Origin of the sequence: Pollutimonas rozaliensis, assembly GCF_048751585.1 — a bacterium.
Classification (GTDB): domain Bacteria; phylum Pseudomonadota; class Gammaproteobacteria; order Burkholderiales; family Burkholderiaceae_B.
In genome coordinates, this window is record NZ_JAZHOB010000004.1 from 1 (window position 1) to 13226 (window position 13226).

Here is a 13226-nt window from a genome sequence, read left to right on the forward strand (position 1 = left end):
AAACGAGATTATGAAGCAGTTTTTTAAGCTTGTCAAGTTGGGGTGTGTCGCGCTGGCCTCAAGACCTAAACCGCCAACCCCCTACCGAACCGCCGCTGCCGCATGATCCGCTGCGCCCTAAAACCCTTTCGGGTCGCTGCAGCCAAGCCCGTAAGCTTACCACAATTTAAGGCGCCGCATCGCTGCGCTTCGCACCACCCTTACCCCAACAAAAGACCGTGAAATCAAGGACTTGAACCGGGTGCGTCGCTAGGGAAAACCCTAGTGCCGTGTGCTGCGAAGAACAGAACTATAGCACCGCTTTTTAGCCCGCGCAAATCGAAATCGGCCCAAAACGCCCGGCCACGTCCCTCAGGGGCCCCACCCCGCGCGCAAGGCCTTGAAATCCCACTGAAATATTTTTTTAAGAAAAATGAAATAGTTTCCGCCAAACCGGGGAATCAGAGGGAAAACAATCCATATGCCCCCGCTTCAGCACGGCGAACACGCTGTTTTTCGTCCCGATCTTGTTCGACACAGATCCCAAAACAGCCAATGCGAGCCGCAGATGCGACGTGATCCGTAATCTCCGCTGTCCATTCCATCGGGAAAGCCTATCCAGCAACCATCCAGCCAGCGCCCACATTTATCCATCTGCCCACCTATATATATAGACATAAGGAAGCGCCCTCTATATGGAAACGGCATCCTTCATCTACAAGAAAGAAAGGGAGTCTCCGTACCTATCTATATACAGAAGAGCGGCCATCCTGGCTATAAGACCATGGATCATGGCACGCAGCCTACCTACGCGCCGGGCTCTGCGCCTGGTCCGGCGCTACACGGAGATGACCGTTGTCTCTTTAATGTGCTGCAAGGTAAAGCTGGACCGCATGTCGACCACGGCGGGATGCTGCATCAGCTTGTCCATGGCGAAGCGGGAAAATTCAGTCAGGTCTTTTACCTGCACTCGCAGCAAATAATCCATGTCGCCCGACATGGCGTAGCACTCCACGACCTCCGGCCAGGTCTGGACGTCGCGGGCAAAGTCGGAAACCGGCGAATGGCTGGCCCGAAATACCTTGTTGAGCCGTATGGTCACATAGGCCAGAAGCTTCAGGCCCACCTTGTCGGGATTCACCAGGGCCACATAACTGTCTATATAGCCTTCCTCCTCCAGCCGCCGGACGCGCCGCAAGCAGGGGCTGGGGGAAAGCGACACGCGGTCGGCCAGCTCCTGATTGCTCAGGCGGCCGTTACGCTGCAATTCCATCAGAATTTGCCGGTCTGTCCGGTCCAGATCATTTTGCGCCATGAAACACCCAAATTTATTTCAATGACGCTATTAAATTGCCGAATCAAGATAAATTCAAGCCATTTTCGCAATCGTCTGCCCGCGCTTATTTCCTACAATTTCCACATCTAAATCGATTATTGGCCCATATCAAAATTCTGGAGCAAAGACATGAGCACCCCTTTTCAGCCCTGGGACAATCCCATGGGCACCGCCGGCTTTGAGTTCATTGAATATACGGCGCCCGATCCCGTCGCATTGGGCAAGGTATTCGAAACGCTGGGCTTCAAGGCCATCGCCCGCCATCGCAACAAGAACGTCACCCTTTACCGCCAGGGCGGCATCAATTTCCTGATCAACGCCGAACCCGATTCCTTCGCTCAGCGCTTTGCACGCCTGCATGGCCCCTCGATCTGTGCCATCGCCTTTCGTGTGGACGATGCCGCCAAGGCCTATAAGCGTGCCATCGAACTGGGAGCGTGGGGCTTCGATTCCGGCAGCGGTCCGATGGAGCTGAATATCCCCGCGATCAAGGGCATCGGCGATTCGCTGATCTATCTGGTCGACCGCTGGCACGGCAAGGCCGGCCACGGCGGCATTGGCGACATCAGCATCTATGATGTGGATTTTGAGCCTATCGACATCGAGACGGCCCAGACCGACCTGGCGCACCGCGGGGCCGGCCTGTCCATCGTCGATCACCTGACTCATAACGTGCACAAGGGCCGCATGGCGGAATGGGCCGAGTTCTACGAGCGCCTGTTCAACTTTCGCGAGGTGCGCTATTTCGACATCGAAGGCAAAGTTACAGGCGTGAAATCCAAGGCCATGACTTCGCCTTGCGGCAACATCCGCATTCCCATCAATGAGGAAGGCACCGAGGAAAAAGGGCAGATCCAGGAATACCTGGACCTGTATCGCGGCGAAGGCATTCAGCACATTGCGTTGGCCAGCGACGATATCTATGGCACGGTCGAACAGTTGCGGGCATCCGGCCTGAAGTTTCTGGACACGCCCGATACCTATTACGAACTGCTGGACCGCCGCCTGCCCAACCATGGCGAAGACGTGGACAGGCTGCAAAAGAACAAGATCTTGCTCGATGGCGCGGCCGAAGGCGGCTTGCTGCTGCAAATTTTCACCGAAAACCAGATCGGCCCCATCTTCTTCGAGATCATTCAGCGCAAAGGCAATGAAGGCTTCGGAGAAGGCAATTTCAAGGCCCTGTTCGAATCGATCGAGCTGGATCAAATGCGTCGCGGCGTGCTGAAAAGCGCGGAGTAAAAGCCCCGGACGGGCCGCCTGCCGACAGACGGCCCGTAAGCAGATAGAATCCCTTCTTTATGCAAAGAAACGGAAGCGGAAGGGATACATCGATGCAGGCGTACATTATGGCGCTGCTACAGCGCAGCTGGCGGATGTTCGCCACCGTGACCAAAGTCATGCTGCCGGTCATGGTAGCCGTGCAAGTGGCCGAACAGTTCGGCCTGGTGGATGGGATCGGACGGCTGATCGCGCCGGCCATGGCCTTGCTGCATCTACCGCCCGAAGCCGGCATCATCTGGGTCACCACGCTGTTTGTCGGCATATATGGCGGCCTTGCCACGCTGGCGGGTCTGGCGCATACGCTGGATATGACGGCGGCGCAGTTCAGCGCCCTGTCCGCCATGATGCTGATAGCGCACGCCATTCCCGTGGAACAATCAATCGTCCGCCGCGCAGGGGCGGGCTTCAGCGTAACGGCCGCTTTGCGTATCGGGACCGCCATCGTCTACGGCGGCGCGGTTTCCTGGGGCTGCCACCTTACCGGTGTCCTGGCCGACCCCTTGTCCTTCGAATGGCTGCGCGGCTCGTCCTTGCTGCCCCAAGGCGGAACAACGGGCTATATCGGCTGGATACAGGCAACCGCGTTTTCCTTGATGCTGACCTTCCTGATCATTGCCGGCCTGGTCCTGGCTCTGGATGCGATGGATCGCCTGGGCATCACCCGGCGCATTACCGCCGCCATGATGCCGCTGCTGAAAGTATCGGGGCTGAACGCCCAGGTGGCGCCGGTTACGACCGTGGGCGTTTTGCTTGGGCTGACCTATGGCGGCGCGCTGATCATCGAGGAAGCGGAAAAGCAGAATTTCTCGGCGCGAACGCGCTTCCTGGCCCTGGCCTGGCTGTCGTTGTCGCACTCGCTGATCGAAGACACCTTGCTTTTGGTGGCCCTGGGCGCCGATGTCTGGATCGTCCTGGCCGGCCGGGTGGCCATAACACTGGCCATTGTGGCGATTCTTGCGCGGCTTACCGATAGAGGCAGCTGGCGCAGGACCGCCGTGACCGGACAGCAGTCCTAGCCTGCCAACAAAGACGCATAGCGCTTGCGGAATTTCGCCAGCTTGGGCGAGATCACTGCCTGGCAATAGCCCTGATAAGGATTGCGCAGATAGTAATCACGGTGATAGTCCTCGGCGGGCCAGAAGCGCTCCGCGCCCAGCAGGCGGGTGACCACGCGCTCGCCCGTCTCCGCTTCCACCTGGCTTATTACTTTCTGTGCAATGTCCTTTTGCCCTTCGTCCTGGCAAAAAATGGCCGATGCATATTGCGGACCGACATCGGCCCCCTGACGATCCAGCGTGGTGGGATCGTGAGTGGCGAAAAATACCTGCAGCACGGTTTCGAAGTCGATGACATCCGGGTCGAACTCGACCCGCACCACCTCGATATGGCCGGTGGTCTTGGCGCATACCTGCTCGTAGCTGGGATTATCCACATGCCCCCCGCTGTATCCCGGCTCGACCGAGATAACGCCGCGCAAGGATTGGAAGACCGATTCTGTGCACCAGAAACAACCGCCTCCCAGAATTGCAGTTTCAGACATGCTGGCTCCTTTATTGATTGGCCGCGGCTTTGCCGTCGGCCAACGACAGTATCCAAGCCGCAAGCAGCTTGGCGTCGGTGGGACTGACTTGTGGCTGCGCGGGCATGGGCACGGCGCCCCAACGGCCGCGCCCGCCATTGCGTATGGCGCCGGCAAGATAGGCATCGGCGCCCTCTTGCCCCGCGAACCGCTGGGCGATCACAGTGAACGCCGGGCCGACCCGTTTCTTGTCGACCTGATGGCAAGCCAGACAATTGTTGGACTTGGCCAGGTCAACGCCGGCAATCTGCCCGAAAGCCGCCGACGAAAAAGCCAGGCCAGCCAGGCAAAGCAGTGCGGGGAAAAACCTTGAATACATAAACCAGACCTGCGTGTAAATGAAAAAAACAGCCGTTCGGATATCGGCTTGCCGATGCGTGCATACAGGGTATTATCGACGATATTCCATCACCAAGACATCATCCCATGCTTCACTATCCCCAAATAGACCCTGTCGCTTTGCAACTGGGCCCCGTGGCCATCCATTGGTACGGCCTGATGTATCTCATCGGCTTCGGCCTTGTCTGGCTGCTGGGCCGATGGCGCATACAGCAAGGCAAGACCGATCTGTCCATGCGCGATCTGGAAGACTTGATCTTCTATTGCGTCCTGGGGGTGGTGATCGGCGGGCGGATGGGTTATGTGCTGTTCTACAAGCCCGGCGACTACCTTGCCCATCCCTTGGAAATTTTCTATCTATGGCAAGGCGGCATGTCCTTCCACGGCGGCCTAATCGGTGTTATCACGGTCCTGCTGCTGTTCGCACGCAAGCGCGGCAAGTCGCTGTTCGAGATCGGGGACTTCATCGCGCCCATGATCCCGCTTGGCCTTGCCGCGGGACGGCTGGGCAATTTCATAAACGGCGAACTGTGGGGACGCCCGACGACGGTGCCATGGGGCATGGTGTTTCCACAGTCGGGCGACGGCCTGGCCCGGCATCCATCGCAGCTTTACGAAATGGGCCTGGAAGGTTTTGTTTTATTCGCCCTGGTCTGGTGGTTTTCCAGCAAACCCCGCCCCAGCGGCCAGGTCAGCGCCGTATTCCTGATGGGCTACGGCGTATTCCGCTTTCTGGTCGAATTCACCCGCGAGCCCGACAACTTCCTGGGCCTGCTCGCGGGCGGCTTATCGATGGGGCAGTTGCTGTCGCTGCCCATGATTCTTGCGGGAGCGATTATTTTTGCGCTGAGCGCAAAAAGATCGAACCCTGGATCGACACGCTGACTGTCTCGGTGCCGCCTTCCAGCGGCACGCTGGCCTTGTCGGCGGCCATGGCCATCATGCGCGGCGCGGCTTCGTAGCGCGCTCCCGAGCCGCCCAGGTTGACTTCTTTGATGTCGTAGCCGGCATAGCCGAAAGCATCGGCCAAGGCCTTTGCGCGGTCACGAAACGCCTGGGCAGCCTGTGCCAGCAAGGCCTCTTCCTGTTTGGCCCGAAGCCGCGGAGACACTGAAAACCTGAGGTTGGCGATGGGCATGCGATCGCTCAGGGTGGAGGCCAGCTCGGACGCGGCGGCAAAATCGGTGGACTCCAGAAGGATTTCACCACGCCCCCGCCAATTGGATATCTTTCCGTCTTTGTCATTCATGGGCCAGATGCGGTAATTGCCGCTAGTCGCCTTGACCTTTTCATGGCCCTTGGCTTTTTTCATGACCTCTTCAAGCGTCTTGCTAAGCGCACTGGCCACCGCTGACTGCGATGCATCGCTGATTTCAGTGGCCAAGGTTATGGTGACGGTGTCCTGCGCGACCTCTGTCACGGCTTCGGCCTGTAGCTGCGCCTGCGGCCATTTTTCCTTATGCCGGCCCTCGCCGGAATCATGCGCCAAAGCGGGCGCGGCAAAGCTTGCGCCCGCCGCAGACAGGACCAGCGCTAACAGCCATTTACTATTCTGCTTGAACAGATACATGTTTATCCCCATAAAGGAAAAGCTCGTCCGAGGACGAGCTTTTTTTTAAATTGCCCCGCCTGTGCCGTCTAGGCCGGCATCCTGGAACCGAGGGTTCAAGGTGGTCGCCTTCAGTCAAGCTTCGGGTTTTCCAAGAATGGAAAGCACACCTACTTGTCAATCCAGCAACCTGCATGCCATAAGCATTGGTTCAAGGAATGTATGGCCAAGTCACGAACACGGCAGGGACTAACTGATGAACGCGCATTGCCTGCGCATCCGGAAAACTATCTTGCACACCTACCTTTGATTTTGAGCGGCAGGTCCAACGACTTGATCGAGCAAATCGTTCATGTCATCAATTTTACGCTTGAAATCGCCCAGCGCAACATTACTGAGTGGACCATCCGGCGCGCGCATGGAAAGCAGCTCTGCGGCGATCTGTATTGCAGCCATGACGGCAATGCGTTCGTTACTGGAAACCTTTCCCGATCCTTTTACACCGAGCATGCGCTGATCCACATGGCGCACGGCAGCCAGCAATGACTCCCGTTCGGCAGGCAGGCAGGCCAGGGAATAATCGCGTCCCAATATGGACACGTCGACGCGTTCCATGTTGTTCTACTCCCGAGGAGCGCCTGGCAGGCGCATTAATATTGAATCGATCTGTTCCTTGGCCTTGTCGGCAACCTGGCGCAGACTGAATGTGTCGGCCTGGCTGGCCGCCAGGCGCTGTTTGAAAGACTCCGCCTCGGCGCGATAGCGGGCCACATCGACTTCCAGCGTGGCCTGGGCCGCCTGCGCTTCGGCCTGATGGGAATGTATCCGGGCCTCGTCAGCGGCCGCGCGTTCGATGGCGGATGAGTATTCGGCTTCGCGGCGCTGCAGTTGGTCGCGCAGGGCGTCGCGCTCCTGTTCGAGGTTCTTCAGGCGAGCCTGCAACGCAGTGCGCTCGCTTTGCAATTGGCGAGTGAACTGCACCATTTGCCCGATGCGGGCAGCGAGAGAGTCAAGATCTTGCAACATGGGCGTTATCGTAAACCATCAAGCCATCAGGTGGATAGAGAAAAGTAAAAAGCGATGATAACCTTTCACGGCTCTTTCCAATTCCTTTCAGTATTCTTTCAATTCGACCTGTCGCAGGTCTGTCATGTCGCTGCAATATGTAATAAACGGAGAGTTCGCGGGTAAACCCTAGACAACTGAGGGGAAATCGGGGTTTTCAGCTTACCCCTCGTCCATTACCATTCCTCACCTTTTGGTAATACGAAAATGCTACGGCCCGGGCCGGTTCCAACCGCCCCCATCCATGGCATCTTTGAATTACTGGTTCCATCATGCTGTCAGGGAGATTTCGTCAACATGCAGCTCAAAAATAAACAGGACTTCTGGTCCGGTATTATGTTCGTCGCCTTGGGCGTCGGATTTGCGTTGGGCGCAAGCAACTATTCAATGGGCACCGCCGCCCGCATGGGTCCAGGCTATTTTCCATTCTGGCTCGGCGTCCTGCTTGCGCTGCTCGGGGCCGTCGTCGCGCTTGGCGCCATGTCACCAAAAGCCGACGACGTCGAGATGGAAAAATTCGATTGGAAGATTGCCATCATCATCATCGGTTCGGTGGTTGGCTGCGGCGTCATCTTCGATTATCTGGGCGTTTACATCTCGGTCTTCCTGCTGGTCTTCATCAGCAGCATGGCCAGCCATATATTCGACTGGAGAGTGGCTGGAGCTACAGGCATTGCCCTGGTTCTCTTCACCTGGCTCGCCTTTGTAAAAGGCCTGGGCTTGATCTTCCCGCTGTGGCCTGTCTTTCTAGGCAATTAAAGGAATCCCGAAAATGGAATTGTTTGATCACCTTGCTTTGGGGTTCTCGGTTGCCTTGTCGGTCGAGAACGTCGCGTACTGCTTGCTGGGCTGTCTGCTTGGCACCCTGATCGGCGTGCTCCCGGGCATCGGACCGGTGCCCACCATTGCCATGCTGCTGCCCATTACCTATGTGCTGCCTCCCGTGGCCGGCCTGATCATGCTGGCCGGCATCTACTACGGCGCCCAGTACGGCGGCTCGACCACCGCCATCCTGGTCGCCCTGCCGGGCGAAACCTCCGCCGTGGTGACCGTGCTCGATGGACACCAGATGGCGCGCAACGGACGGGCCGGTGCGGCCCTGGCCATTGCCGCCATGGGTTCGTTCTTTGCAGGCTGCTTCGCCACGATCTTGTTGGCCGGTTTCGCGCCGCCCCTGGCTGAAGTCGCCTTCAAATTCGGGCCCGCCGAGTATTTCTCGCTAATGGTCTTGGGTCTGATCGGCGCTGTGGTGCTGGCTTCCGGCTCCCTGCCTAAAGCCATCTGCATGATCTTGCTTGGCCTGCTGCTGGGCATGGTCGGCACCGACGTGAACTCGGGCGTGGCACGCTACGACTTCGGTATTCCGGAACTGCAGGACGGCATCGACTTCGCGGTCGTGGCCATGGGCGTGTTCGGCTTCGCCGAAATCATGACCAACCTGGAACTGAAGGACCAGCGCGTGGACATCACCGGCAAGGTGGGTTCGCTGTATCCCAACAAACAGGAGTTCAAGGAAGCCTGGCCGGCCAGCGTGCGCGGCACGGCATTGGGCTCGGCACTGGGCATTCTGCCCGGCGGCGGCGCAACGCTCTCCTCGTTCGCTTCCTACACGCTGGAAAAGAAACTGTCCAAGAACCCCGAGCGCTTCGGCAAGGGCCATCCGGCCGGCCTGGCTGGTCCTGAATCCGCCAACAACGCCGCTGCGCAGACGTCCTTCATCCCGCTGCTGACCCTGGGCATTCCGGGCAACGCCGTAACGGCCCTGATGATCGGCGCGATGACCATCCACAACATCCAGCCCGGCCCGCAGGTCATGACCAGCCACCCGGACCTGTTCTGGGGCCTGATCGTTTCGATGTGGATCGGCAACCTGATGCTGGTTGTGCTGAACCTGCCGCTGGTCGGCCTGTGGATCAAGCTGCTGAAAGTGCCTTACCGCATCCTGTTCCCGGCCATTCTGGTGTTCTGCACCATCGGTGTGTACTCGTTGAACTACAACGTGTTCGACATCTGGATGACGGCGGCCTTTGGTCTGGTCGGCTACATCTGGGCCAAGCTCAAGTGCGAAGGCGCTCCGCTGCTGCTGGGCCTGGTGTTGGGCCCCATGATGGAAGAAAACTTCCGTCGTGCGCTGCTGCTGGCTCGCGGTGACTACACCACCTTCGTGACGCGGCCGCTGTCCATGTCGCTGCTGATCGCCGCGGCGCTCCTGGTGGTCATCGTGGCCTTGCCATCCATCAAGAAGAAACGCGAAGAGGCATTCGTCGAGGAAGGCTAATACCTTTCGCCGCCGCGACGCCTCGGCAGACAGAAACCCACCGCAACGCGGTGGGTTTTTTAATGGCCTTCCTAATTGTTGTAATCTTATGGGCGGAGCACCACGCAAACACCAACCAACGGAGAATAAAGAGATGTCATCCATCAATGCCAGGCCCTACGAATCGCAATCCGCAACCGAAGTCGCCTTTCTTGGCCTGGGTGTCATGGGCTACCCCATGGCCGCCCACTTGGCCAAAGCCGGGCACAAAGTCACGGTATACAACCGGACCTTCGCAAAAGCCGAGGCATGGGTCAAGGAATTCGGCGGCACCGCGGCGCGCACACCCAAAGAGGCGGCCCAGAACGCACGTGTCGTATTCAGCTGCGTCGGCAACGACGACGATCTGCGCAGCGTGATGCTGGGAGAAAACGGCGCGCTGGCGGGCATGGCGGCCGGCGCCCTGCTGGTGGATCACACGACGGCATCCGCCGAGGTCGCGCGCGAGCTCTATGGCCTGGCCAACAAGAAAGGCGTCGGCTTTGTCGACGCCCCCGTATCGGGCGGGCAGGCCGGCGCCGTCAATGGCAAGCTGACCGTGATGTGCGGCGGCGAGCAGGCGCATTTCGACGTCATCCAGCCTTTGGCCTATAACTTTGCACAGGCTGTCACTTTGCTGGGCGAACCTGGAGCCGGTCAACTGGCCAAGATGGTTAACCAGATCTGCATCGCCGGCCTGGTGCAAGGGCTGTCCGAAGCCATCGCATTCGGCCAGGCTGCCAAGCTGGACATGAAGCAGGTGCTGGATGTGATCAGCAAAGGCGCAGCCCAAAGCTGGCAGATGGAGAACCGCGGCGCCACGATGGTCGACGACAAGTTCGATTTCGGATTCGCGGTCGACTGGATGCGCAAGGACCTGGGCCTGGTGCTGTCCGAAGCGCGCCGCAATGGCGCGCGCGTACCGGTAACAGCCCTGGTCGATCAATTCTATGCCGACGTCCAGCAAATGGGCGGCAATCGCTGGGACACCTCCAGCCTCATCAAGCGCCTACGCGGCAAATAAGCAGTCCGGATCAGGCCGTATACCTGGGCAGCTTCAAGGTGGCGCACAGGCCCACTCCGCCCCCCGCGGAGGGGTCGCCATCCTTAAGCACGATGGTCCCGCGATTGCGCTCGGCATAGGCCAGCGCTATGGCCAGCCCCAGGCCCGATCCGCCCCCGCGCATTCCCTTGCGGGCCGAGCCGCCCCGATCAAATCTCATGAACACGCTTTCGCGCAACGAGGGATCCAGCCCGACGCCATTGTCGCAAACGCTGACCCATGCAGTGTCTTGCGCAATGCCGGCCGACACCGTAATGGTGCAGCCTTCTCCGGCATGATTGATCGCATTGTGCACCAGGTTGGCGATGGACTCGTGGATCTCCGCATCGCTTCCCAGAACCCAGGCTTCCTGCGAGTCCTCTTGGGTATCGGCATCGCCGCCATCATCCACCCAGCCCAGATCCTGATGCCTTTCGCGGGCCAAAGGCAAATATTGCAGCACGACCTCCCGCGCAAGCGCATTCAGGTCCACCCTGGCCTGCGGCGCCATATCGTTGCGGCTGGCGTGCGCCAGGGACAGCAACTGTTCGGTCAGGCGCGAGGTTCGCCCCAATTGACCGATGATGGCTCCCAGCGTTTCCCGCATGCGCCCGATATCCGGCTCGCGCTTGGCGTATTGCGCCTGCGTCCGCATGATGGCCAGCGGCGTGCGCAACTGGTGGGATGCGTCAGCCAGGAATTGAGCCTGCTTGTCGAGCACCCGGCGGTACAGGTCGATGTGGTGATTGACCGCCTTGACCAGCGGCACGACCTCGTGAGGAACCTGGTCCGCGTCCAGCGGCATCAGGTTGTCCACCGCGCGCGCCTTGATTTCGCGCCGCAGCTCGCTAAGCGGGCGCAAGGCCCATTCAACGCTGAACCACACAAGCAGAACCGCCAGGATGAGCATGCGTCCGTCGCGGAACAGGCCCAGGCGCCAAGCCTCCTGCTGGGTGCGCAGGCGCATGTCTATGCTTTCGCCCACCAGCACGATGACTTGCCTGTGCACGCCCTCGTAGTGCAGGTCGCGCCATAGCGCGACCATGCGGACTTCATCGTTGCGGTACATGGCGTTGTAGAAAATGGGCATGCCTTCGTTGTCGGCCAGCGCCTCGGGCCTTGGCAGGCCATGCATGCCCAGCAAGGTGTTGCCCTTGATCTGCCTGGCAGGCGAGCCGGCCAGGCTGAGCGCGAGGGGCGTGACCTCTTCCACCCTGAAGTATTTTCGATTGCCGGCCCGCGATTCCAGCATGACCTGCGCATAGAAAGGCGGGTCGATGCGCAGCGTACCGTCCGGGTTGAACTCCACGCTGGTTTCCAGCACCTTGGCCGGCTCCAGCAAGGCGCTGTCGTAAACCTCTTCCGTGACGGCCTTCAAGGCATCGTAGTCGTTCCAGCTATCGATCAGCAGCAGCGTAATGATGCCTGGAATAAGCAGCGCCAGCAGCCAGAACCGTATGCTGCCTCGCGGCTTCTGTGTCACCCAGACCATGCGTCAGGCGTCTTCGCCGAGGCTTTCGAGCATATAGCCCAGCCCTCGGACCGTGACGATGCGCACATCGCTGCCCGCCAGCTTCTTGCGCAGGCGATGCAGCACAACCTCGATGGCGTCCAGGCTTGCGTCGCTGTCGTGGTCGAACACCCTGCTGTACAGTTGGTTCTTCTCTACCGGCAGGCCGCTGCGCGTGACCAGCACGGCCAGCGCCGCGTGTTCGCGCGGCGTCAGGTGCAGTATGGCGCCATCCAGGGAAAAAGCGCGGCTTTCGCTATCGTAGATCAGCGAGCCGCATTGCATGCGGGGCGCCTGCCGGCCGCGGCTGCGCCGCACCAGCGCGGTCAGCCTGGCTTCCAGCTCTTCGAGCGCAAAAGGCTTGGTCACGAAATCGTCGGCGCCCAGGTTCAGGCCGCGCACACGATCCTGCAAGGCGCCTTGCGCCGTCAGGATGAGCACCGGCGTCACGTCGCCCCGATTGCGCATTTCACGCAAAAGGACCAGGCCGTGCTTGTCGGGCAGGCGCAAATCCATGATGACCGCATCGTAGTCGGCCGCGGCCAGCAAGTGCTCGGCCGTCTGGGCGTCGGGAGCGTGCTCCGGCACGAAGCCGCTCTGTGCCAGGGCGCGCTCGAGCCAGGCGGCCATCTCGCGCTCGTCTTCAACCAATAGTACGCGCATGGCCCTTGCTGTCCAAAGTCGGCTGGGAGGCGCGCTGGTTCTGAACCCGCTGCCGGAGATAGCGGGTTTCCTGCCCCCGCTTGAACAAGATGCCCGCCAGTTCGTTCAGCGCCAGGGTGTAGACCTCGCGCTTGAACTCGATAACGGCTTCGAGCGGAACCCAATACGGGCTCCAGCGCCAGGCGTCGAATTCCGGGCTGTGGCTGGCGCGCAGGCTAACATCCGAATCGCGCCCAACAAGCCTCAACAAAAACCAGATCTGTTTTTGCCCCTTATAGTGGCCACGCGAATCGCGCCGAACAAAGTTGCTCGGCACGTTATAGCGCAGCCACTCACGCGTCCGGCCTAATATGCGCACATGCTCGGGCTGCAAGCCCACTTCTTCGTGCAGCTCGCGGTACATGGCCTGAATGGGACTTTCCCCATACTTGATGCCCCCTTGCGGAAACTGCCATGCATGCTCCCGAATGCGTTTACCCCAGAAAACCTCGTTTTTCTGATTTACGAGGATAATGCCGACATTAGGACGGTAGCCTTCACGGTCTAACATGGGCCACCCCAAAGCGAATTCAATACAATTACTG

General features: G+C 59.5%; 15 protein-coding genes and 1 other RNA gene. 6 read left to right on the top strand and 10 right to left on the bottom strand.

Going from position 1 to position 13226, the window contains the following annotated elements:
• Nucleotides 1–817: 817 nt before the first annotated feature.
• Complete coding sequence (locus V0R37_RS08140; RefSeq protein WP_420374048.1) at nt 818–1294, bottom strand: Lrp/AsnC family transcriptional regulator; 477 nt, start codon at nt 1292–1294, stop codon at nt 818–820.
• 150 nt (nt 1295–1444) lie between these two features.
• On the opposite strand from V0R37_RS08140, the gene hppD reads away from it, so the two are divergent.
• Both hppD and V0R37_RS08150 read left to right on the top strand, forming a co-directional pair.
• Entirely contained in the window at nt 1445–2557 is a 1113-nt protein-coding gene (gene hppD / locus V0R37_RS08145) for a 4-hydroxyphenylpyruvate dioxygenase (RefSeq protein WP_420374049.1), read from the top strand.
• 107 nt (nt 2558–2664) lie between these two features.
• On the top strand, nt 2665–3615 hold the full coding sequence (locus tag V0R37_RS08150; protein WP_420374050.1) for a nucleoside recognition domain-containing protein: 951 nt from the start codon (nt 2665–2667) through the stop codon (nt 3613–3615).
• Here the strand turns inward: V0R37_RS08150 and msrA are convergent.
• Together msrA and V0R37_RS08160 are read right to left on the bottom strand one after the other, a co-directional pair.
• Nucleotides 3612–4139, bottom strand: a complete 528-nt coding sequence (gene msrA / locus V0R37_RS08155) for a peptide-methionine (S)-S-oxide reductase MsrA (RefSeq protein WP_420374051.1) — start codon at nt 4137–4139, stop codon at nt 3612–3614. The two genes, V0R37_RS08150 and msrA, sit on opposite strands and share 4 nt — an antisense overlap.
• 10 nt (nt 4140–4149) lie before the next feature.
• A complete protein-coding gene (locus V0R37_RS08160; protein WP_420374052.1) occupies nt 4150–4497 on the bottom strand; it encodes a c-type cytochrome in 348 nt (115 codons plus the stop codon).
• Nucleotides 4498–4604: 107 nt separating this feature from the next.
• Here V0R37_RS08160 and lgt point away from each other — a divergent pair, with 107 nt between their 5' ends.
• Nucleotides 4605–5402 carry a prolipoprotein diacylglyceryl transferase gene (lgt, locus tag V0R37_RS08165; RefSeq protein WP_420374053.1) on the top strand — a complete coding sequence of 266 codons (798 nt, stop codon included), beginning with the start codon at nt 4605–4607 and terminating at the stop codon, nt 5400–5402.
• On the opposite strand, the gene V0R37_RS08170 is transcribed toward lgt, so the two are convergent.
• The 4 genes from V0R37_RS08170 to V0R37_RS08185 form a co-directional block, all read right to left on the bottom strand.
• Nucleotides 5353–6087: an SIMPL domain-containing protein gene (locus V0R37_RS08170; protein WP_420374054.1), complete on the bottom strand. Its 735-nt coding sequence runs from the start codon at nt 6085–6087 to the stop codon at nt 5353–5355. The genes lgt and V0R37_RS08170 overlap by 50 nt on opposite strands.
• Nucleotides 6088–6135: 48 nt before the next feature.
• Nucleotides 6136–6318: non-coding RNA, 6S RNA (gene ssrS / locus V0R37_RS08175), on the bottom strand.
• A gap of 48 nt (nt 6319–6366) precedes the next feature.
• Complete coding sequence (locus V0R37_RS08180; RefSeq protein WP_420374055.1) at nt 6367–6681, bottom strand: cell division protein ZapA; 315 nt, start codon at nt 6679–6681, stop codon at nt 6367–6369.
• A gap of 6 nt (nt 6682–6687) precedes the next feature.
• Complete coding sequence (locus V0R37_RS08185) at nt 6688–7092, bottom strand: hypothetical protein (RefSeq protein ID WP_420374056.1); 405 nt, start codon at nt 7090–7092, stop codon at nt 6688–6690.
• A 336-nt stretch (nt 7093–7428) separates the two neighbouring features.
• On the opposite strand from V0R37_RS08185, the gene V0R37_RS08190 reads away from it, so the two are divergent.
• The 3 genes from V0R37_RS08190 to V0R37_RS08200 all read left to right on the top strand — a co-directional run bounded on the left by V0R37_RS08190 (nt 7429) and on the right by V0R37_RS08200 (nt 10451).
• Entirely contained in the window at nt 7429–7890 is a 462-nt protein-coding gene (locus tag V0R37_RS08190) for a tripartite tricarboxylate transporter TctB family protein (protein WP_420374057.1), read from the top strand.
• A 13-nt stretch (nt 7891–7903) separates the two neighbouring features.
• On the top strand, nt 7904–9409 hold the full coding sequence (locus V0R37_RS08195; RefSeq protein WP_420374058.1) for a tripartite tricarboxylate transporter permease: 1506 nt from the start codon (nt 7904–7906) through the stop codon (nt 9407–9409).
• Between the two features lie 88 nt (nt 9410–9497).
• Entirely contained in the window at nt 9498–10451 is a 954-nt protein-coding gene (locus V0R37_RS08200; protein WP_420374059.1) for an NAD(P)-dependent oxidoreductase, read from the top strand.
• 10 nt (nt 10452–10461) lie between these two features.
• Here V0R37_RS08200 and V0R37_RS08205 read toward each other — a convergent pair whose 3' ends face one another.
• From V0R37_RS08205 to V0R37_RS08215, 3 genes are read right to left on the bottom strand one after another with little or no spacing between them, the layout of a single operon-like run.
• Entirely contained in the window at nt 10462–11961 is a 1500-nt protein-coding gene (locus V0R37_RS08205; protein WP_420374060.1) for a sensor histidine kinase, read from the bottom strand.
• A 3-nt stretch (nt 11962–11964) separates the two neighbouring features.
• Nucleotides 11965–12642, bottom strand: a complete 678-nt coding sequence (locus V0R37_RS08210; RefSeq protein WP_420374061.1) for a response regulator — start codon at nt 12640–12642, stop codon at nt 11965–11967.
• Complete coding sequence (locus V0R37_RS08215) at nt 12623–13192, bottom strand: RNA pyrophosphohydrolase (protein ID WP_420374062.1); 570 nt, start codon at nt 13190–13192, stop codon at nt 12623–12625. The genes V0R37_RS08210 and V0R37_RS08215 overlap by 20 nt, the downstream gene beginning before the upstream one ends.
• Nucleotides 13193–13226: the final 34 nt, after the last annotated feature.